Genomic DNA, 21182 nt, shown 5'->3' on the forward strand with positions numbered 1-21182 from the left:
CTACTGAATAATATTTAAGTTCATGATGGTTATGTAAATCCTGAATCGTCCAAAGCTCTTTTGATTGCAAGACTTCCATTATATGCTGAGAACATGATTGGATTTTGGAATTCATGGAAAATTCAATCGCAAGAAACAGCAGTTCCAATCTTTTCTCAAGGGTTTCCCTGCTTGTTACCAGCTCTTCGTATAATTTGTAAATGGATGGTTCTATTTTCTTCACTTGTGACCAGACCGTTACTTCAGGGTATAAACCGCTTTCGATGATTGACAATCTGGCCAAGTATTGAAGGGATTTTACTACATGAAGATATGCATCTAAATGATCGCCCCGCTGAAAAAACTCTTTTCCTTCGGTATAGCTTCTTAATAATTTCGCAAATTGCACGCCCGCTTTAATCTTTCTTCCATAAAACGAGAAATCTTCCAATGTCTTCTTCAAGTTTGTCAGATATTCATTTCGCTCAAACAAAACTTTTCCATGAAAAACCCAGTCCACAATCCTGCGGTTTTTTCCTATATAAATCCACTTATTCAATAATTGTTCGGTAATAATATGCATGGCCACTTTTTGATCCTCATAGCAATAATGCTTTGTAAAAATCGGCAATTCGGCCTCTTTGACTATGATTAGCAAAATAGTATCGAATGTGTCTGTTAAATTGATTTGATCTTCCCTTTTATTGACAAGTATAACCCCCAAAGTCTCCGGTTGGCTTGCACGTTCTTGATATATGGAACGCAAAATATAGTCCATGTATAGTCCTCCTATTCACCAATTCCGATATTCTCTTTCGACACCGGAAAAAAGAATCCTTCTTTTTTTCTTTTTATTTCTCATTGCCCATGTCTATGTTATATTAATATCAAGATTAGGAGGGCGCTTTCATGAAAAAGAAATATACCAGCAAAATTAATAAAATTCGTTCCTTCGCACTTGCATTAATTTTTGTCGGATTTATTGTCATGTATGGTGCCGTTTTTTTCAAAAATAATGTTGTCCTTGTGCTGATTTTTATGGGATTAGGATTATTATGCATCATTGCCAGCACCATTGTTTATCTTTGGATCGGCATGTTGTCCACCCGGGCAGTAAAAGTGATTTGCCCAAATTGCGGAAAACAGACAAAAATGTTGGGCCGGGTAGATATGTGCATGCATTGCAATGAGCCATTGACTTTAGATCCGAATTTGGAAGGAAAAGAATTCAGTGAAGAATACAACAGGAAATTGAAGAATAATAATCAAAAAATATGAGTAGGAAAACGATTTTTCCTACTCATATTATTTATAGGTTCCCGGAATTATATCCCTGAACCCCGATACCTGCACTTAAGGTTATCAAAGACGGCAGCTGAAATCCATACTGCTTTCGACATAAGCCTTTATACATACAAAAAAACCCAGCAACATACGTTACTTGGGTTTTTATTATAGCACTTGTTTATTTTTTTGTTCTTGTTCTAGACAGTCAGGGCAAGTTCCGTAAACTTCAAGGCGGTGAGAATTAACTTTATATCCGGTAACATGAGATGCAAATTGCTCGACCTCTTTTAAAGCTGGATAGTGGAAATCTGTAATTTTGCCGCACTTTTCGCAAATCATATGGTAATGATCGTTCGTTACGAAATCAAAACGGCTTGCCGCATCGCCGTAGGTTAACTCCTTCACTAAACCAGCTTCGCGAAATACGCGCAAGTTGTTATATACAGTCGCAACACTCATGTTTGGAAATTTGCCTTCCAAAGATTTATATATTTCATCAGCTGTTGGATGTGACATTGAATTAATTAAATATTCCAAAATAGCATGACGTTGTGGGGTAATTCTTACGCCTGTTGCCTTTAACGTGTCTAGAGCATTTTTTAGATGCACTTCTGACATCGTCATGCACCTCTTTCCAATCATTATCATTTTATAATTGTTATAAATAGTGTACCCAATTATTTAATAATCGTCAACTTTCAGACATATTTAAAGCAATATGCAATAATATAATTCTCTCAAAAAACATTTCCTGCATTCAATATATTAATTGTGAAGATTTTTTTACATGGAAACAAACCCATTCTTCAAATTAATATCCTCTTAAAATGTCCATTTTATTTTCGAGATCCCTTTCGCCTTTCATCCATTTTCTTAAGCTCGGTTTGAAAATTTCGAAGCTGCGTTCCAAATATCTTGAAGAACGGCTTGAAATATGCGGAGAAATCGTGACATTATCCAAATCCCACAGTTTTGAGTCGGCAGGCAGCGGCTCTGTTTCATAAACATCCAGCACCGCATGGAAAATTTTTCTTTCTTCCAGGGCCCTGATCAAATCTTCCGTTTTAACCAAGTCGCCTCGTCCAAAATTCATAAAAATGCAGCTTTCCTTCATCAATGCGAAATGTTCGTAAGTCAGCAAATATCTCGTTTCTTTTGTGCTAGGCAAAATGGAAATGACAACATCCGCTTTCGGCAGCAACTCTTCAAGCTTGTCCATGGTATGGGTTTCATTCATGTAAGGCGCGCTTTCTCCGCTCCGGTTGAGCCCGATTGTGTAGACTTCGAAGGCCTGGAGCATTCTGCCGACCTCGCTGCCAATCGCTCCCGGACCTAAAATCAAAGCGGTGGAACCATTTAATTCATATAATTTCGTCTTCTGATTCCAAGTTTTTTCTTGCTGATTTTTATAGATGAACGGCAAAGCCCTTTTAATGGACAGGAGATGGGCCAAAATCGATTCTGCCATCGGCTTTTTATGTATGCCGCGCACATTGGAGACGATGATCCCCCTCTCGGCGATCGCCTGTGCCGGCATTTTTTCAATTCCTGCCGAAGCCACAAAAATCCATTCGACTTTTTCGGCAATTTTGATTTTCTCTTCGTCCAAATCTTCTCCGTACGTTACGATCACTTCCGCTTTGGCCAATTCTTCTGCGTCTATTTTTTTATGGAACACAAAATCCACTTCCGGGAAATCCCTCAGCAAAGATTCTTTTAAATCCGGTCTTGGATCAAATGTGAAATAAACCCGCATATCTCTTATTCCCCTTCCAATTCACGCAAATAATTTAACACTTCCTGGATATGATTTTTGACGCGGACCTTTCTCCATTCCTTCAAAACAATCCCGTTTTCATCAATTAAAAAGGTGGAACGTTCAATGCCCATATATTCTTTGCCGTAATTCTTCTTTAACACCCATACCCCGTATTTTTGGCATACTTCGTGATCTTCGTCCACCAATAACGAGAATGGCAAATCGTATTTTTCAATAAACTTTTTATGCCGTTCCGCCGAATCCCCGCTCACGCCCAATATCACGGCATTCAAATCCGCAAAGGACTCATAGCTGTCGCGGAAATCACAGGCCTCCGTCGTACAGCCCGGCGTCATATCTTTAGGGTAAAAATACAGGATGACTTTCTTTCCACGAAAATCACTTAAGCTGACCTGCTCCCCGTTTTCATTTTGCAATGTAAAATCTGGCGCTTGTTTGTTCACTAATGTTTCACTCATAAAAAATTCCTCCCTTTTGTCTATCCTACAGGACAAGGGAAATTGTTTCAAATTCTTTGGCGTAATATACCAAAGAAGGATAAAATAAAACTGAAATTTATAAAATGGAGGCAATACGATGAATCACACAAGATCCGAAGAAATTTACCAGGAAGCGCTAAAACATATCGTCGGGGGGGTCAACAGCCCTTCCCGCTCCTATAAAGCGGTTGGCGGCGGAGCGCCTGTCGTCATGGCGAAAGGAAAAGGCCCATATTTTTGGGATGTGGACGGGAACCGCTACATCGACTATCTTGCCGGATACGGCCCAATTATTACAGGTTTTGGACATCCGCACATCGCAAAAGCCATTAAACTGGCTGCCGACACTGGAGTGCTTTTCGGTACACCAACCGAGCACGAGGTAAAGTTTGCGAAGATGTTAAAAGCTGCGATTCCATCGTTGGACAAAGTAAGATTCACAAACTCAGGGACGGAAGCGGTCATGACGACGGTCCGTGTAGCCCGCGCCTTTACCGGACGGACAAAAATCGTTAAATTTGAAGGGTGCTACCATGGACATTTCGACCAAGTATTAGTGGCTGCAGGATCCGGCCCGGCAACCCTTGGTTCACCGGATTCAGCCGGTGTTCCGCAAACGGTGGCAACCGAGGTCATTACCGTTCCGTATAACGACACAGAACACTTGCAACTTGCAATGGAAAAATGGGGAGAAGAAGTTGCCGCCATTCTCGTTGAGCCAATCGTCGGAAACTTTGGCATGGTCATGCCAAAACCAGGATTTTTGGAATATATCCATAAAGTTGCCAAAGAATACGGAGCCCTTGTTATATATGATGAAGTGATCACCGCTTTCCGCTTCCATTATGGCGGCGCCCAGGATATGCTCGGGCTTACCCCGGATTTAACGGCAATGGGCAAAATTATCGGCGGCGGCCTGCCAATCGGCGCATACGGAGGCCGAAAAGAAATTATGGATTTCGTCGCTCCATTGGGTCCTGCTTACCAAGCGGGAACAATGGCGGGCAACCCGGCGTCCATGCTTGCAGGCATTGCCTGCTTGGAAGTGCTGCAAACACCAGGCGTTTATGAAGAAATGGACCGTCTGGGGGCAATGCTTGAAAAAGGGATTCTCGAAGCCGCGGAAAGACATGGCATTACGGTCACTGTCAACCGTATAAAAGGTGCGTTGACGGTTTACTTTACAGACCAAAAAGTGGAAAATTATAGACAAGCGGAGCAATCCGACGGCGAAATGTTTGCGCGTTTCTTTAAATTGATGCTCTCTAAAGGCATCAACCTCGCTCCTTCCAAATATGAAGCCTGGTTCTTGACAACCGAACATAAAGAAGAAGATATTCTCGAAACAATTGATGCGGTGGATTATGCCTTTTCAAAATTAAAATAATTATGGAAGGTGTGGGATTCCTCACCGGAAGCAGGAATTCCACCTTTCCTTTATGGGAAAATTTAATGTTGAGCTAAACAGAAAATGACTATTGTGGGGGACTTTTGATTAAATGAGGTTTAAGTTGGGAAACAGTTTGAACGGTTTGATTATTGTATGTCCAATAAAGCGTAAAGTGGGGGCTTCACCATGCAATTAGGCGCCCGGGTATTAAAAACTGGAGTTGCAATCGTCTTTGCGTTGTTTTTGGCTGAATTATTAAAACTCCCGTCTCCCGTATTTGCCGGAATCGCTGCAATTTTCGCCATTCAGCCCTCCATATACCGCTCCTATTTGACGATTGTGGAACAAGTCCAAGGAAACCTGATTGGTGCGGTCGTTGCCATTTTGTTCGGGCTGTTTTTCGGCCATCATATTGTGGCCATCGGAATCGCAGCCATTCTCGTCATCGGCATCATGTTGAAACTAAAGTTAAATTCTTCGCTTTCATTGGCGCTGGTGACCCTTGTAGCCATCATGGTCTATGAAAGCGGCGATTTTTTGGTATTCAGCATCATCCGTTTTGCAACGGTGATGGTCGGCGTGTTTGCGGCGTTTATCGTAAATATGGTCTTCCTGCCGCCGAGATATGAAGTAAAATTATTCAATTCGATCCTTTCGCTGCAGGACGATATCATCCGCTGGTCGAGGCTGGCAATTCGCGGAGCTTCCGAACATGTATCAATGAAAAACGCTTTAAATAAATTCGAAAAAAGACTGAATGAAATTGAAAAGATGTATGATTTATACAAAGAGGAGCGGCAATACACCAAAAAGAAGAGGCACAGCCAAATGCGCAAGCTCGTTGTATACCGCCAAATGATTACCACAACGAAAAAAAGCTTCGAACTGCTTTCAAGGCTTCATAAGCATGAAAACGAAATCGCCCGCTTGCCCGAAACATTCCAAACGATGCTGCAAAAGCGGCTGGACTTCTTGTTGACATACCACGAGCAGCTATTGTTGAAATATACAGGAAAACTCCGCCCGGAACATTCAAAATGGTCCGTGGATAAAAACCATTTAAACCGTTCAGAAGTCATGGAAAAATTGATCGAACAAATCGCCATCGAAAAGCGGCGGGAAGGAGAAGAGGAATTTTCCAGCTACCATTTGTTCTATATTTTCTCCCGAATCCTGGATTACGAGGAAAACTTGGAGCACCTTGATACATTGATTGTTTCTTTCCGCAACTACCACAGCAAAGACCGAAATGTTGATTTGGAAGAAACGGTATATTAATGGGGAACTTTAACAAAAGAGCGAAGGAGTCTTTTCTTCGCTTTTTTTTTTTGCCGTTTGAACATGAAGGGCGGGTGGCACGACTTGCCTGAACTGAAACCGCAAAGCCTAGGGATCAGGAAGAATTTTTGATTATCGCTTCACATATACGATGGGCCGCATTCCCGTCGCCAAATACTTGCGGCCGGGGACAATTAAGGCAATCCAGTTTTCTTGATGTTGTTTCAATGATTGCTTGAATATGGATGGGACATAAACAATTCCATCCATTTTCCAAAGTCTCCACCCATTCCGTTTGGTCCCTCAAAGTCGTGCAAGGCGTCTGTAATAAAAAAGCTTCCTTTTGAAGGCCTCCGGAATCGGTAACTACCATATGGGCATTTTTGGTCAAGTACAGCATTAATAAATATCCCACCGGTTTTATGACGATGGTGTTTTTAAAAGAGATGTCCAGTTTGTCAACGGATTTTTTTGTTCTTGGATGCAGCGGAACCAGTACAGGTTTATCCAGTTTCTCAAAAGCGGCAAAAATGGTTTCCAATTTCTTAAGATCATCCGTGTTTTCAGCGCGATGGACCGTCGCCAAATAATACTCTTTTTCTTTTAGAGATGGAATGGATGGATTTTCGGCTTTCAACACATCCAGCCAAACACCATTTGAATAAAATCGATTCGAAATGCTGCTAAAACGGTTGACGGCATCCACCATAATATCCCCTGTCAAAAGGACACCTTCTGTAATCCCCTCTTTTTTCAAATTCTCCACGGCGGTTTTCGTCGGACAGAATAACAGGTCCGACAAATGATCCGTGAGTATCCGGTTCTGTTCTTCCGGCATTCTCTTATTGTAGCTTCTTAATCCCGCTTCGACGTGAAAAATTGGAATATGCAATTTTCCGGCAGCCAACGCCCCCGCCAATGTGGAATTGGTATCGCCATATACAAGCACACCATCCGGCTTTTCATTCAAAAGGACCTGTTCAATCTTTTCCAGCATCCTTCCCGTCTGGGCACCATGGCTGCCGGAACCTACCCCCAAACAATAATCGGGTTTCGGGATTGAAAGCTCCCGAAAAAAAATATCCGACATATTTTGATCGTAATGCTGCCCGGTATGAATCATGATTTCAACATGCCGCCTGCGGAATACATCCGAAAAAGGGGCAGCTTTAATGAACTGCGGCCGTGCACCTACGATGGTAATCAGCTTCAACTCACATCCGCCTTTCAAAAAGAAGGTCGTAAACTATTTTATGTCTAGCGGCCAAAACCGTTACAATCTATTTAATTATCGGAAGAATGGGGAAATGAATCGGTTCATTCTGAAGCGAAGACATAGCATAAAATAGCGGAACTGAATTAATTTTTGGAGGAATCGAAAATGAAGGTGTGCAAGTTAATCAGAAGACATTCTTTCAAAGATGTCAGAGTCTTTGAGAAAGAAGCGATCAGTTTGAAAAAATTGGGTTATGATGTAACCATTGTGGCCGGGAAAAAAAACGGCAAAGTTTTTGGACCGGACAGAAAACCTGTTTCGGATTCCGCTTTTAAAAATGCGAAGTTCGTATACCAAAATATCAACTTTCTGACTTATGATATAGGGACTGTCAATCAGTTCTCCGTCAATCAGATGATCAAAGCTTTGGAAAAAAACACTCAAAATTATTTCGTCGATAAATTGTATCAAAAGGCGCTATCCACAAACGCCGACATTTATCATGCTCACGAACTGCATGCTTTGTATGATGCGGTGCAGATCAAAAGAACGCTCAGGAAGAAAGGGAAAAAGGTAAAGGTCATCTTTGATGCCCATGAACTTGAAGCCAACAGCAAATTAATGTCATTACTGATGAAAGAGGTCGACCATCTCATTACCGTATCGGATTCTATTAAAGAGATCTATCAAAAAAGGTACCCGAATGTCCCTGCAACGGTCATCTATAACTCCCCCAACTTTCAAGAAGACTTGACTTCAAAAGATCATTACTTCAGCAACTCCTTTGTCGTTGCCTACGAAGGGGTCGTTACGTACCAAAAGGGGGATCCGAGAAAAATCATCAATATTGCAAACCTTTGCAAAAAGGCGATTAAAAATTTCCGCTTTGAAATTTTTGGATATGTTTACCCGGGATTAAAAGAAAAAAATGCCATCGAAAAGCATCCCTACATCAATTGCAAATGGATTGACTATCATGACCTGCCAAAGGAATTAAGCAAAGTTCATGCCGGATATATTTATTTCGATATAAGTGCGGCCAATCGGAAATATGCCATGCCCAACAAATTTTTCAGCTATCTGAATAACGGAATTCCCGTAGTCGTCAATCAGTCGATTGACATGAAAAGATTCATAGAAAAACATCAATGCGGCATTGTCATTAACAAAACTAATCCGTCTCCGGCAGATTATTTTAAAGAGTTTTACCGGCTGCATGCAAACCGCAAATTGCTCAGACAAATGAGTGAAAACGCAAGACAAGCGATGAGGGATATTTATTGCTGGGAAAAGATGGAGGAACGCTTGGCAGAAGTGTATAACAGCTTAAAATGAGCTTGGACAATAACAATAACGGGCTGCAATTTCATATGTTGTGCAGCCCGTCATTAATAATGAAAAATAACCCTTCCTTATATCATCTTTTCTTCATCCAAAATTTTGATTGCTCCGTTTTCGTATGAAAGGGCCCCGTCCTTTTTCCACTTGCTTAAAAAAAGACTGACTTTTTGCCTGCTGCAGCCGAGGTAGTTCGCCATTTCCTCATGGGTCAAAGGGGTCTCAATCAGCAAAACTTCCCCTTTCGTTTTTTTGGCCATTCTGATCAGCAGCCATCGCAGACGTTCGGGAACGCTCATCGTGGAGAGCACAAACTTTAATTGCCCCGCTTTATCCAATTGTTGCACCATCGAAAAAAAGATAAAGTTTTCCCTTACCAGGGAATTATGTATCCAATCTATAGGAATCGAATATAGCACGCATTCCGATAGAGCAACGGCATAATTTGTAAATTCCCTCTGGCCCTTTAAATAATCCAAATATCCAAAAAATTCACCGGCTTCATTCAACGAAACGGTGGCCGTCCTTCCATCAGAAGAATCTGCAGCGATTTTCACGATACCTTTTTGTATATAAAAAAATGAATCAATCTTCTGCCCGATCTGAAAAACGGTTTCCCCTCTTTTGGCAACAATAATTTCTCCAATTTCTGCGATTTTTTTCATTTTGTCATCCATGATTCTCCCCCCCATTTATTCCGATTATATAAAAAATTTTTATTATTTGTAACAAAAGTGACAGAAATTATTTTCAATTATTTTTACAATTCTTTTATCTGTTAAATACCTATTAAATTAGTTTGTTTTATAAGAAATAAGGTGAATGAAAATGGACGAACACATTCTTTTAGAGAACGTAAACAAATCTTTCCCAAAGAATAACCGTTCCGAGACAGTTACATTGGAAGATGTTTCATTATCTATAAAACGGGGGGAATTCATTTCCTTGCTCGGCCCTTCCGGATGCGGGAAATCCACATTATTGAACATTATTGCGGGACTGGAAAAAGAAACATCAGGGAAGGTCCTCGTAAATGGCAACCCGATCACCGGACCTGGAAACGACCGGATCGTCGTATTCCAGGAATCGGGGCTTTTCCCATGGATGACGGTGCTTGAAAACGTCATGTATGGGTTGCTTATAAAAAAAGTCCCGAAAGAGGAAGCAAAAGAACGGGCCATGGTTTGGTTGCAAAAAGTGCACCTCGGAAAATTTGCCGACAGAAGCCCCCACGAATTATCCGGAGGCATGAAGCAGCGGGTTGCCATTGCCCGGGCACTGGTAATGGACCCGGAAATATTATTAATGGACGAGCCTTTTGCTGCATTGGATGAACAGACGCGCATGGTCCTGCATCAAGAACTGGAAACATTATGGAGAGAAACGGGAAAAACCATTATTTTTGTTACCCACAACATCAGAGAAGCTCTCGTTCTGTCAGACCGGGTTGTATTAATGAAAACACGGCCGGGCGGCATAAAAAACATATTTCCTGTACAGGCCGCAAGACCGCGCAATTCATCCGACAGCATTTTAAACTATTTGGAAAACCGTATTTTATCAGAGTTGGAGCAAGAAATGGAAAAGGTGCTGAAGGAGGAATTGGGCAGTGATTACGCACTTAAGAAGGATCGCGTTTATATTGATCCTCATAATAATCTGGGAAGTGATATCTAAATTACAGCTATTTCCCGCTTTCATGTGGCCGCCTCTGTTTATCCCGAATGAACAGGGCGGTGTCACAATCTTAAAAACTTTCATTGACGGAATTGTTTCGGGGCAGTTGCTAGAAGCAACGGGCGCCTCTTTGCTAAGGCTTGTTATCGGTTTTGTGATTGCTGTGGCAATCGGGCTATTATTGGGATTTTTAATTTATAAATTTAAGATTGTCGATGATACACTGGGATTTTTTGTGGCAAGTTTGCAGGCCATCCCGAATATCGTTTGGCTGCCGTTGGCCATTTTGTGGTTCGGCTTAGGGGTCGGCTCTGTTCTGTTCATTGTGATTTTGGGAGCGGCCATCTCTGTCACCATCACGTCCAGCGCCGCCTTTAAAGGGGTAAATCCTCTGTTGATTCGAGTTGCCAAAACGATGGGATCTTCAGGATGGCACCTGTTCCGGACGGTTATTTTCAAAGCTTCTGTGCCTCAATTAATTGCGGGGCTCCGGATTGCCTGGGCCCTTACATGGCGCGCCGTCCTGGCAGGGGAATTGCTTGGAGGAGGCGGCGACGGCCTCGGAACATTGCTTGACCTGGGCCGTTCCATCCAGGCCATGGATTTGATTTTCAGTATCATGATCATTATTGGAATTATCGGTTCTTTAATCGATAATTTTGTATTTGTCCGCCTTGAAAAATTTGTATTCCGAAAATGGGGCATATCAACAACATAGAGGAGATGAATAAAATGAAAAAACGACTATTATTTGCAATCTTGACTTTATTTGCGCTTGTACTTTCTGCATGCGGCAATCAGGACGCCGGCAAAAAAGAAGAAGGGGCTTCCGGAGAAGAAGCCAAGGAAATCCGCATCGGCTATTTCCCGAACATGACACATATTGCCACAATCGTGGCATTGGAAAAAGGGTATTTTAAAGAACAATTCGGCGATGTGAACATTAAGACACATACATTCAACGACGGTTCCTCATTTATGGAAGCCATGTCAACAGATGCCATCGACATCGGTACAGTCGGGCCTACTCCCGCTTTAAACACATATATTAAAAATCCGAAACACGAAATCATTTCCGGTGCGGTGAACGGTGGAGCCGTTCTGGTTGTCGCAAAAGATGCCGATATCAATTCCGTAAAAGATTTGGAGGGCAAAAAGATTGCCATCCCTACATTCGGCAGCACGCAAGATGTGGGATTAATCAAGTCTTTAAAAGATGCGGGCGTCGATGTGAAGAAAGTTACGAAAGTAAAACAGGCTCCCGCTGATACAGCCGCATTAATCCTAAAAGGGGAAATCGACGGAGCGGCGACCCAGGAGCCATGGGGCGTAAACATTGAGACTGCCGCAGGCGCAAAATTATTGTTGGATGAGAACGAATTTGCCTGGGGCAGCGAATCCACTAATACAGTAGTGGTTGCCCAAACTAAATTCACTTCCGCGAATCCCGAGTTGACGAAAAAATATCTAAAAGCCCATATCCAGGCAATTAACTTTATCAACGAAAACCCGGAAGAAGCAATCCAGCTGTTCCTGGATCATATTAAAAAAATCACGGGAAAAGAGCTTTCCAAAGAAGAAGTGACGAAAGCGTTCGGACGCTTGAAAGCGACAACGGATGTAAATGAAGAGGTAATCAAAGAAATGGCGAAGATTTCAAAAGAGGCCGGATATATTAACTCCGATAAAGTTGAAGGGCTTGTCAACCTTTCTTATTTGGAAGAAGTATTGAATGAGCAATAAAACGGCGGGCACTTTTCCAAGGCTCAATACTAAAAAATGAGCGATTGGAAAAGCTGCCTTTCTTCATTAAAAATATTGACTTTTTTCTGAAGGGACGTTCATTATGAAACTCTATCACTCCATCACAGAACTGATAGGCAATACGCCGATTGTGAAATTAAACAAACTGCCTTCCCCGGAAGGCGCAAATGTCTACATGAAACTGGAATCCTTTAATCCAGGCGGAAGCGTGAAAGACCGTGCCGCCTACAATATGATTCTTCGGGCCGAACAGGAGGGAAAATTAATTCCCGGGAAAAGTACTGTAATAGAACCGACTTCCGGAAATACCGGCATCGGTCTGGCCATGGTGTGCGCCCAAAGGGGTTATCGCTGCATCATTACGATGCCTGACAATGCCACAAAAGAACGCATTCAATTGATGCGGGCTTATGGCGCTGAAGTATATTTGACACCAAGCCATCTGCGGATGCAAGGTGCCATCGACGAAGCTTACCGCTTGGCGGAAAAGATACCGGACCATTTTATTCCGCTTCAATTCGAAAACGAAGCAAACCCCGATGCCCACCGGAATACGACGGCCGTTGAAATTCTGAATGCTTTCGGAAAGAATTTGGATGCTTTTGTGTTAACCGCAGGAACGGGAGGTACGATTACAGGCACCGGGGAAGAATTGAAAAAGGCTTTGCCCGATTTGAAAATTTATGTTGTCGAACCTGCCGGATCCCCCGTACTTGCTGGCGGACAGCCGGGACCACACAAAATTCCGGGGACAGGCCCGGGGTTTATTCCCAAAATTTTAAATACCGTGATTTACAATCAAATCCTTCATATCAAAGACGAAGATGCCCAAATGACTGCAAGACGCCTTGCCCGCGAAGAAGGGATTCTTGTCGGTGCATCCGGAGCCGCCTCTGCTTATTATGCCATCCAAATCGCCAAAGAACTTCCAAAATCGGCAAACGTTTTATGCCTCGCTCCTGATACGGGAGAACGTTATCTATCATCGGATTTATTTGAATAAAAAAGCGCCGTGCACTTTCGAAGGCACGGCGCTTTTTTATTCCAAATGCTGAATTTGAAACAAATCGTGATATACGCCTTTCTTCGCCATTAACGATTCATGGTTGCCCTCTTCAACGACTTCGCCATGATCAATGACGAAAATTTTATCGGCATGGGTGATGGTGGACAAGCGGTGGGCAATGATAATGGTCGTTCTGTCGCTTGCCAAACGTTCCAAAGATTCCTGGATCAGCGCTTCACTTTCCAAATCAAGGGCGGACGTCGCTTCATCCAATACCAAAATTGGAGGGTTTTTCAGAAACACCCTTGCGATGGCAATGCGCTGTTTTTGCCCTCCAGAAAGCTTGACTCCCCGCTCTCCGACCTTTGTATCGTAGCCGTCCGGAAGCTGCATAATAAAGTCATGGGCGTTCGCCGCTTTCGCCGCGGCAATCACTTCTTCATCCGTCGCATCCGGTTTTCCCATCAAAATATTTTGCTTGACCGAATCACTGAATAAAATATTGTCCTGCAATACAATCCCGATTTGGGAACGGAGGGATTTAATATCGACATCCCGCACGTCAAAGCCGTCAATTTTCACCGAGCCGCCCGTTACATCATAAAATCTCGGAATCAGGCTGACAATCGTCGATTTTCCGCCTCCGCTCATACCGACAAAGGCCGCCGTTTCCCCCGGTTGGATCGTAAAATTGATATTCTTCAATACATAATTTCCGTTTTCTTCATATTTAAAATTAACATTTTCAAACTCCACTTTACCCGAAACAGGCGGCAACGGAATCGCGTTGGGCTTATTTTGCACATCATATTCCTCATCCATCAATCCGAACATCCGGTCCATGGAAGCGATTGATTGGGTAAGGGTTGTCGATGAGTTCATCAATCTCCTAATTGGCGCATAAAGCCTCTCAATATACCCCATGAACGCCGCCATTTCCCCGACAGAAAGCTGTTCGTAGATGATCAGATAGGAAGCGAAACCGATCACCAATAATGGCGCCACATCCGTAATGGTGTTGACGACCGCAAAGGATTTCGCATTCCATCTCGTATGATCCAATGATTTGTCCAAAAACTCGCCGTTCTCTTGGTCAAATATCTTTTGTTCATGTTCTTCCAAAGCAAAGCTTTTGACAATGCTGATTCCATTCACCCTTTCATGCAAATAACTTTGCAAATTCGCGAGCGCCTGGGAACGGATTCTTGTGAGAGCCCTTAACCTTCCAAAAAAATATTTCACGCTGATTCCGAACAAAGGCAGAGAAATCACGGCAACGATTGTCAACTTCCAATTCATGGATATCATAATTCCGATGACGATCAAGATGGTCGTCATATCGAGCCAAAGGTTCATCAGGCCAATCATCACGAAGTTTTTTGTCGCTTCCACGTCGTTGATAAAACGGGAAATGATATCCCCCGCGCGATGATTCGTATAAAATTTCAAACTTAATTTTTGCAGGTGAACATACAATTCTTTCCTGATGTCATACAATACTTTATTGCTAACGTGCTGCGCAAAGTATTGCCGATAATATTCAACGGGAGGCCGGATGATAAAGAAAAGAATGATGGCGCCGCCAAGCCAATAAATTAATTGTTCGATTCGTTCCGCATCCGTTAACTCGGAATTTAGAAGAATATCATCGATTACAATTTTCGTCAAAAACGGAATAAAAAGCGGAATGGCAAATTTAATGACCCCGATAATGAGCGTCAATACGATTTCCCAATAATACGGTTTTACAAAACGCATATATCTGCGAATACTGTCCAATAACGATCACATCCTTAAACCGAATCACTGTGTGCCCTTCTTTATGATGATCAGAAGAACTAATACAGCGATTTCTATTTTACCACAATAAAAAAACGTCTCTTCAAGCGAGACGCCTTTAATGTTTTTTCTTATTCGATTGCATATCTTTATAAAATAAATAACGATTTGTCCACACTTCTATGAAGTCCTGGGCAAAGGGCCCTTTTTTCTGTTTGACCCAGCTCAACAATTTTGTTACATTCCGCTTTAATATTTTATCGATTACATCCGGATATCCCATTTCCAATTTGTGCTGTTCATATTCATCTTCATCCAATAATGTATAAGTTCTGTCCGGAAACACTTTCAGATCCAGATCGTAATCGATATATTTAATCGCGTTATTGTCAAATACGAAAGGAGAACTCATATTGCAGTAATAATAAACGCCATCTTCACGCAACATGCAAATTATGTTGAACCAATGCTGTGCGTGAAAATAACATATGGAAGGTTCTCTTGTCAGCCAAGTTCGACCATCCGCTTCCGTGACAAGGGTCCTGTCATTCGCCCCGATAATGATATTTTTCGTTCCTTTTAATACCATCGTTTCATGCCAAACCCGGTGGATGCTTCCATTATGTTTGTAACTATGTATTTGTATGGTTTCTCCTTCTTTAGGTACTGCCATTTTAGCCCCACCTTTTCACTTTCCGATATATTCACGTCTATTATATCAATGTTTATAAAAACTTGTAGAATAAGACACATTATTAATTATTATATTTAGGAAGATGCCGTTTTACGATTAAAATCCCCGAAAAAATGAAAAAATAAAGGTATAGACAAACTTGTCTATACCTGGAAGTGAATTCTATTCACTGTTGAATAATGGTGCCTTATTTATTGTTGTTGCGGTTGTTTTGTTGATTTTGTTGGTTTTGTTGATTTGGACGAGCTTGTTCAATATCTTGTTCCCGAGCAAATTCCTCTTGATTGTTATTTTTGTTTCGATTTTTTGCCATGATTGTTCACCTCCACGCTAGATATTGTGAACAGGTGAACCGCTTATTATTCCGGAGAATGAAAAATATATCGATTCAGAATATTCATAATTTTCGCCATTGGAACGGGAAGCGGCAACGCCTCCATTTCTTTCAATGTGACGAACTGAACGGAATCCGGAAAAGGACCGTTTTCACTGATTTCAATTAAATGGCAGCTCATATTCCAAGTTAAATGGGAAAACACATGTTTTTGTTCAACAAAATTTTCTTCCAAAACTTTTGTGATTGTCACATTATATTTCAATTCAAACGGTTCCCATGTATTTTCCGACGGCTGCTTCTTTGGCATCATCGGAAATTGCCACATGTTTGCAAGCAAGCCTTCGCTTGGACGTCTCTCGAATAAAATCTTTCCGTCATTGACCGCAATATAGACATCGTAATATTCATTCTTGCTTTTTGTTTTCTTTGTTTTTATCGGCAGCTGATCTGCATCGCCTTCCATGAAACCTAAACAATACTCCCGCACGGGACAAAGCAGGCATTTTGGGGAAACAGGCGTACAAATCATGGCGCCCAAATCCATCAATGCCTGGTTGAAATCCCCCGGATAATCCGGATGGATGAGCTCATCCACCGCTTTTTCAAAAATTTTTCGGGTTCTTGGGAGAGAGATGTCTTCCGTGATGTGCAGCACGCGGCTTAAAACGCGCATCACATTTCCATCAACGGCATGCTCCGGCAGATTATAGGCAATACTTAATATCGCCCCGGCAGTGTATGGTCCGACACCTTTTAGTTTTTGCAAATCGTGGCGGTTGTTTGGCACCGTGCCGCCATACTTTTCGACCACTTCCCTCACACCTGCCTGCAAATTGCGGGCTCTTGAATAATATCCCAAACCTTCCCACATTTTCAATAATTCTTCTTCATCGGCGCCGGCCAGTGATTCAAGGGTTGGATATTTATCGATAAAACGTTGATAATAAGGAATAACGGTATCGACACGGGTTTGCTGAAGCATGACTTCCGAAACCCAAATTTTATATGGGTCTTTCGTATGTCTCCAAGGCAGATTCCGTTGTTCGCGATGAAACCATTCAACAAGATTTTGACGAAATTGTTGCGTATATGGATATTTCACTAGTTCCTCCTGCAGTTTTCAATTTTATTTTTAGTTAAAAGGGTATAATATAGTTATAAAGAAATTGCGTATCGTTTATTTTTGTCGAATTATGTAGCCCTCCGTCAATTAAGGAGATGATTTGGATGGATACAGGAACACACCTAGTCATGGGCATTGCCCTCGGAGGCTTATCACTCATTGACCCGGTTGTTGCCAATCATAGCGTTACTTTCGCAGCCGTTTTGACAGGGACTATTGTCGGCTCCCAAGCCCCTGATGTCGACACGGTCTTAAAACTCCGCAATAATGCGGTTTACATAAGGCACCATCGAGGCATTACCCACTCCACTCCCGCAGTCATTCTCTGGCCAATAGGAATCACCGCCGTTCTTTCACTCATTTTCCAGGACGCCAATGTATTGCATTTATGGCTGTGGACATTTCTTGCCGTCTTTCTGCATGTGTTTGTCGATATATTCAACGCATATGGCACACAGGCGCTAAGGCCCTTTTCCAGGAAATGGGTGGCTCTTGGAGTGATCAATACTTTCGATCCGTACATTTTTGGGATTCATTGCGCCGGCATCATTTTATGGGCTTTAGGATTTAACCCTGTGCCAATTTTCACAACCATGTATTTAATCGTCATTGCCTATTATATTTTACGATATTTGGTCCAACAATCGGTAAAAAATGCCGTCCTTAAAACCATTCCGGATGCGGAAACGATCATCGTCGCCCCGACGATGAGGTTTTTCACCTGGAGGGTCGCGGCAAAATCCAAAACCCACTATTATGTCGGACGGGCTTTCGGACGGACAATCAATATTTACGATAAATTAAAAATCCGTCCTTTGCCCAAAACGCCTCTCGTCGAAAAGGCGCTGAGCGATCCAAATTTATCGGCTTTTCTATCCTTCTCGCCTATTTATCATTGGGATATTTCCGAATTGGATAACGGGCTAACGGAAGTCCGGTTGGTTGATTTGCGGTATCGAAGCAATGAACGCTATCCTTTCGTTGCCGTTGCCCATTTGGATGAAGATTTGAATATTGTCACATCCTATACAGGCTGGATTTTCAGCGAAGACAAACTTCAACGCAAATTGCAAATCGGCGCAAGCGATTAAAGGAGCAGACTCTTTTTGAGTGTGCTCCTTTACTTTAGCTTTATTCTTCATCCAATAAGTGGGCATATTTTGGATTCCGGACAGCAAACTCATGAATTTTGCCGCCGTAGCTTTCAATCCATTGACGTATGATTCTTTCCGTAAATTCAGGTCCTTTATAGCTATGGCCGGCTTTTGCATAAGTGGCTTCAAAGTCGGACCATAATAATTCAATCCAGGTGCGCGCTTTATTTTCCGACAAAAATGGATTGGTTTCCAGCAATTCCTCCGTCAGTCTTTCAATCATTATTGCGCTTGCGTCCATCTTATTCTTCCTCCTTCAATGGAGAAAGCATGGAAATCGGCAATGCCTCTTCATACTTTTCGCCGTTCAAACGGAATCCCCATGCAAAACGGCCCTTTAAATACTCTACTTTAAAGAACTCCCCCGGTGCCCCTTCAATTCGATAAATTTCACCGGGTTTGATGGAAGATGGATCCATTAAATAGGCCTGAGCCATGATCGCTTTTCTTTCGTAAACGGCGAATTCATTGACAATGCCCAATTGTTCCGCTTTTCTTGCTTTTTCTTTCAGTTTGGCAATTTCCTGTCTTAATTCTTCAGGGGTCATTTGAGCATATGTTTTTTTCATTCATTCTCCCTCTTTTCATCGATAAATCGCTCGATAATTTCCAAAGGAAACCCTTTTTGATACAGCGCCTGCTTCACTTTGAGTTCCAGCTGCTTGTCCTTATATTTACCCGCATACTTATTCCAAACTTTTTCGCCCTGAACGGAAATCAAATCGTGCCATTCATCATCATCCCGCTCCAGGTCGATTTGGTCAAGTATTTCATTGGCGATTTCAAAAGAATACCCTTTACGAAGCAATAAATCCCGGATTTTTTGTTTAATCTGGGCAGGTGTTTTTTTGGGATTCATTTTCACCGTCTTTTCCGCCAGCTGCCGGGCAAGCCGGAGCTGTTCTTCAAATGTGTAGGTTTCCAAAGTTTTTTCCAAAATGTTTTGGTCGATTCCTTTTTTCAATAAATCCTGCTTGATGGCCATTGGACCTTTTTTGGCCGTTCTTTTCTTCGTTTCAAGTAATGCTTTGGAATAGGTTTCGTCATTGAGAAAGCCCAGTCTTTTCAATTTCTGTATGGCTTCGAGCGCCACGGATTCACCGAAACCGGCATCGAGCAATTTCTTTTTGATTTCATATTCGCTGCGCATTTGATAACTCAAATAGTTGAGAGCCCTGTTAAAGGCTTTGGAAATTTCGTCTTCGTAGGCAATTTCGTCTATCTCAAAGGAATCGAGTATTTTTCCTTTTGTTAAGCCAAACTTTATAAGTATAGATTCATCCACTGAAAAAGCAAATTTTTCATTAACATAAATATTGTACCGATCCCGGTTTTTTTGGCGGGTGATTTTTGTAATGACCTGCATGGAAACACTCCCCGGTTTTTAGTATACACAAAATGTCGTTCCGTTCATATATCCGATGATGTGATTTGGCTGCCGGCATAATCGGCTCCTTTTTGCACAATCTAAGGCAAAAGGAAAGGAGGCAGCAAGTTGAAACGGATTCGCATTGTTTTTTCGATGATTCTGCTATTGGCAATGCTGATGCCCGTAATTCCCGCATCCGCCGAGGAATACCATTGGGGATTCAAAAAGGCGAACAATGGAAATCCCCCGGATATTGGAGCCGAATTTGAACTAATTTTGAAAAACTATGGAGCCTTTTACATGGGAAACCCGCAGAAAAAAGTGATTTATTTGACTTTCGATAACGGATTTGAAGCGGGTTACACGGAAAGAATTCTCGATACCTTAAAGAAAGAAAATGTAAAGGCGACCTTTTTCTTAACGGGACATTATTTGACAAGTGCATCGGATTTAGTGAAACGGATTGTCGAGGAAGGGCATACAATCGGAAACCATTCCGACAAGCATCCGAATATGGCCAGACTGTCCCGGGAAGGCATGCTGAAAGAATGGCAAAATTTTGACAAAAAATTAAAAGAGGTAACCGGAATTGAACGGACTTATTACGTCCGGCCACCGGAAGGCGTATTCAGCAAAGAATTATTGGAAGTGGGCAATGAAAACGGTTATACCCATATTTTCTGGTCCATCGCGTTCCGGGATTGGGATACCGGACAGAAGAAAGGGAAACAGTATGCCTACAACGAATTGATAAGCCAGCTTCATCCCGGCGCCATCATTTTGATGCACACAGTGGCGGAACATAATGCCGAGGCATTGCCGGATTTCATCAAGGAAGCCAAAAGACAAGGCTACACTTTTGGAACATTGGACGATTTGGTATTTGATTACTTGGTCAACGATCCGTTATGGGAAGAAGCCCAATAATTGGCGGGACGGTTTTTGTCCATATGGAATCCATTGTTAAATGGATTCCTTTTTGTTTAATACAAAAAAAGATTCCCCAAAGAGGAATCTTTACATATTATTTAAACATCTTTTTTAAATTCGCCATTTCAATTGCCGAAACCGCGGCATCATATCCTTTGTTTCCCGCTTTTGTTCCGGCCCGTTCGATTGCCTGTTCAATATTTTCCGTTGTCAAAACGCCAAAAATCACCGGTACATTTGTCTGCAAAGAAACTTGCGCAATGCCTTTTGCCGCTTCATTGCAAACATAATCGTAATGGGTAGTGGCTCCCCGTATGACCGTTCCTAAACCGATTACCGCGTCGTATTCCCCTGTTTCCGCCATTTGTTTTGCGATAAAAGGAATTTCAAAAGCTCCCGGCACCCATGCCACATCGATATTTTCCTCATCCACGCCGTGGCGTTTCAAACCATCCAATGCCCCGTCCAGGAGTTTGTTTGTAATAAATTCATTGAACCGTCCGACAACAATGCCGATTTTCAAACCTGTTCCTACCAAATTTGCTTCAAACACTTTTCCCATTTCCACTGCTCCCTTATTCTTAAATTGCTGCAACCAGTTA

General features: G+C 42.2%; 24 protein-coding genes (1 of these 24 running past the window's edge). 10 read left to right on the forward strand and 14 right to left on the reverse strand.

All coding sequences use genetic code 11. The features are described from left to right. Positions 1 to 757, reverse strand: the 5' portion of a protein-coding gene (locus NST62_RS10920; RefSeq protein ID WP_141601794.1) for a nucleotidyltransferase-like protein. 137 nt of this gene lie to the left of the window's left edge; the window shows 757 of its 894 coding nt (coding positions 1–757); it begins with the start codon at positions 755 to 757; its stop codon lies off the left edge, out of view. Positions 758 to 888: 131 nt separating this feature from the next. On the opposite strand from NST62_RS10920, the gene NST62_RS10925 reads away from it, so the two are divergent. Next, on the forward strand, positions 889 to 1257 hold the full coding sequence (locus tag NST62_RS10925; protein WP_141601795.1) for a YgzB family protein: 369 nt from the start codon (positions 889 to 891) through the stop codon (positions 1255 to 1257). Between the two features lie 174 nt (positions 1258 to 1431). Here NST62_RS10925 and perR read toward each other — a convergent pair whose 3' ends face one another. From perR to bcp, 3 genes are all read right to left on the reverse strand, one after another. Then, a complete protein-coding gene (gene perR, locus NST62_RS10930) occupies positions 1432 to 1884 on the reverse strand; it encodes a peroxide-responsive transcriptional repressor PerR (protein WP_181733198.1) in 453 nt (150 codons plus the stop codon). Positions 1885 to 2077: 193 nt separating this feature from the next. Next, positions 2078 to 3022 carry a D-2-hydroxyacid dehydrogenase gene (locus tag NST62_RS10935; protein ID WP_141601797.1) on the reverse strand — a complete coding sequence of 315 codons (945 nt, stop codon included), beginning with the start codon at positions 3020 to 3022 and terminating at the stop codon, positions 2078 to 2080. A gap of 5 nt (positions 3023 to 3027) precedes the next feature. Next, on the reverse strand, positions 3028 to 3504 hold the full coding sequence (gene bcp / locus NST62_RS10940; protein ID WP_141601798.1) for a thioredoxin-dependent thiol peroxidase: 477 nt from the start codon (positions 3502 to 3504) through the stop codon (positions 3028 to 3030). A gap of 118 nt (positions 3505 to 3622) precedes the next feature. Between bcp and NST62_RS10945 the strand changes: the two genes are divergently transcribed. Further along, positions 3623 to 4912 (forward strand): glutamate-1-semialdehyde 2,1-aminomutase, encoded by a 1290-nt coding sequence (locus tag NST62_RS10945; protein WP_141601799.1) that lies wholly within the window; start codon positions 3623 to 3625, stop codon positions 4910 to 4912. Between the two features lie 189 nt (positions 4913 to 5101). Beyond that, positions 5102 to 6193, forward strand: coding sequence for an aromatic acid exporter family protein (locus NST62_RS10950; protein WP_328215889.1), 1092 nt, complete (start codon positions 5102 to 5104; stop codon positions 6191 to 6193). Positions 6194 to 6308: 115 nt separating this feature from the next. On the opposite strand, the gene wecB is transcribed toward NST62_RS10950, so the two are convergent. Continuing rightward, entirely contained in the window at positions 6309 to 7406 is a 1098-nt protein-coding gene (gene wecB / locus NST62_RS10955; protein WP_141601801.1) for a UDP-N-acetylglucosamine 2-epimerase (non-hydrolyzing), read from the reverse strand. Between the two features lie 168 nt (positions 7407 to 7574). Here wecB and NST62_RS10960 point away from each other — a divergent pair, with 168 nt between their 5' ends. Then, positions 7575 to 8744 (forward strand): glycosyltransferase, encoded by a 1170-nt coding sequence (locus NST62_RS10960; RefSeq protein WP_141601802.1) that lies wholly within the window; start codon positions 7575 to 7577, stop codon positions 8742 to 8744. 77 nt (positions 8745 to 8821) lie between these two features. Here NST62_RS10960 and NST62_RS10965 read toward each other — a convergent pair whose 3' ends face one another. Then, entirely contained in the window at positions 8822 to 9424 is a 603-nt protein-coding gene (locus tag NST62_RS10965; protein ID WP_181733199.1) for a Crp/Fnr family transcriptional regulator, read from the reverse strand. Positions 9425 to 9575: 151 nt separating this feature from the next. On the opposite strand from NST62_RS10965, the gene NST62_RS10970 reads away from it, so the two are divergent. The 4 genes from NST62_RS10970 (at position 9576) to cysK (ending at position 13191) form a co-directional block, all read left to right on the forward strand. Continuing rightward, on the forward strand, positions 9576 to 10424 hold the full coding sequence (locus NST62_RS10970) for an ABC transporter ATP-binding protein (protein ID WP_141601804.1): 849 nt from the start codon (positions 9576 to 9578) through the stop codon (positions 10422 to 10424). Beyond that, positions 10357 to 11142, forward strand: a complete 786-nt coding sequence (locus NST62_RS10975; protein ID WP_141601805.1) for an ABC transporter permease subunit — start codon at positions 10357 to 10359, stop codon at positions 11140 to 11142. Before NST62_RS10970 ends, NST62_RS10975 begins: the two co-directional genes overlap by 68 nt. Before the next feature lie 14 nt (positions 11143 to 11156). Continuing rightward, a complete protein-coding gene (locus tag NST62_RS10980; RefSeq protein ID WP_141601806.1) occupies positions 11157 to 12167 on the forward strand; it encodes an aliphatic sulfonate ABC transporter substrate-binding protein in 1011 nt (336 codons plus the stop codon). A 103-nt stretch (positions 12168 to 12270) separates the two neighbouring features. Then, positions 12271 to 13191, forward strand: coding sequence for a cysteine synthase A (gene cysK, locus NST62_RS10985; protein ID WP_141601807.1), 921 nt, complete (start codon positions 12271 to 12273; stop codon positions 13189 to 13191). A gap of 36 nt (positions 13192 to 13227) precedes the next feature. On the opposite strand, the gene NST62_RS10990 is transcribed toward cysK, so the two are convergent. The 4 genes from NST62_RS10990 to mutY form a co-directional block, all read right to left on the reverse strand. Continuing rightward, a complete protein-coding gene (locus NST62_RS10990) occupies positions 13228 to 14973 on the reverse strand; it encodes an ABC transporter ATP-binding protein (protein WP_328220154.1) in 1746 nt (581 codons plus the stop codon). 118 nt (positions 14974 to 15091) lie between these two features. Then, entirely contained in the window at positions 15092 to 15646 is a 555-nt protein-coding gene (locus NST62_RS10995; RefSeq protein ID WP_141601809.1) for a DUF402 domain-containing protein, read from the reverse strand. A gap of 208 nt (positions 15647 to 15854) precedes the next feature. Beyond that, complete coding sequence (locus NST62_RS11000) at positions 15855 to 15980, reverse strand: hypothetical protein (RefSeq protein WP_281279192.1); 126 nt, start codon at positions 15978 to 15980, stop codon at positions 15855 to 15857. A 46-nt stretch (positions 15981 to 16026) separates the two neighbouring features. Further along, complete coding sequence (gene mutY, locus NST62_RS11005) at positions 16027 to 17106, reverse strand: A/G-specific adenine glycosylase (protein ID WP_141601810.1); 1080 nt, start codon at positions 17104 to 17106, stop codon at positions 16027 to 16029. A 125-nt stretch (positions 17107 to 17231) separates the two neighbouring features. Between mutY and NST62_RS11010 the strand changes: the two genes are divergently transcribed. Beyond that, positions 17232 to 18218, forward strand: a complete 987-nt coding sequence (locus NST62_RS11010; RefSeq protein WP_141601811.1) for a metal-dependent hydrolase — start codon at positions 17232 to 17234, stop codon at positions 18216 to 18218. 40 nt (positions 18219 to 18258) lie between these two features. Here the strand turns inward: NST62_RS11010 and NST62_RS11015 are convergent, their stop codons facing one another. The 3 genes from NST62_RS11015 to recX are packed head-to-tail and all read right to left on the reverse strand — an operon-like array spanning position 18259 to position 19647. Further along, positions 18259 to 18522, reverse strand: a complete 264-nt coding sequence (locus NST62_RS11015; protein ID WP_181733201.1) for a YfhJ family protein — start codon at positions 18520 to 18522, stop codon at positions 18259 to 18261. Position 18523: 1 nt separating this feature from the next. Further along, positions 18524 to 18850 (reverse strand): YfhH family protein, encoded by a 327-nt coding sequence (locus NST62_RS11020; RefSeq protein ID WP_141601812.1) that lies wholly within the window; start codon positions 18848 to 18850, stop codon positions 18524 to 18526. Next, the gene (gene recX, locus NST62_RS11025) at positions 18847 to 19647 is read right to left on the reverse strand and encodes a recombination regulator RecX (RefSeq protein WP_328220156.1); all 801 of its coding nucleotides are present in this window, start codon (positions 19645 to 19647) and stop codon (positions 18847 to 18849) included. The genes NST62_RS11020 and recX overlap by 4 nt, the downstream gene beginning before the upstream one ends. A 156-nt stretch (positions 19648 to 19803) precedes the next feature. Between recX and NST62_RS11030 the strand changes: the two genes are divergently transcribed. After that, complete coding sequence (locus NST62_RS11030) at positions 19804 to 20577, forward strand: polysaccharide deacetylase family protein (RefSeq protein WP_141601938.1); 774 nt, start codon at positions 19804 to 19806, stop codon at positions 20575 to 20577. Positions 20578 to 20674: 97 nt separating this feature from the next. Here the strand turns inward: NST62_RS11030 and ribE are convergent, their stop codons facing one another. Next, positions 20675 to 21142, reverse strand: coding sequence for a 6,7-dimethyl-8-ribityllumazine synthase (gene ribE, locus NST62_RS11035; RefSeq protein WP_141601939.1), 468 nt, complete (start codon positions 21140 to 21142; stop codon positions 20675 to 20677). Positions 21143 to 21182: the final 40 nt, after the last annotated feature.

It is taken from the genome of Ureibacillus sp. FSL K6-8385 (assembly GCF_038593155.1).
Classification (GTDB): Bacteria; Bacillota; Bacilli; order Bacillales_A; family Planococcaceae; genus Ureibacillus; species Ureibacillus terrenus.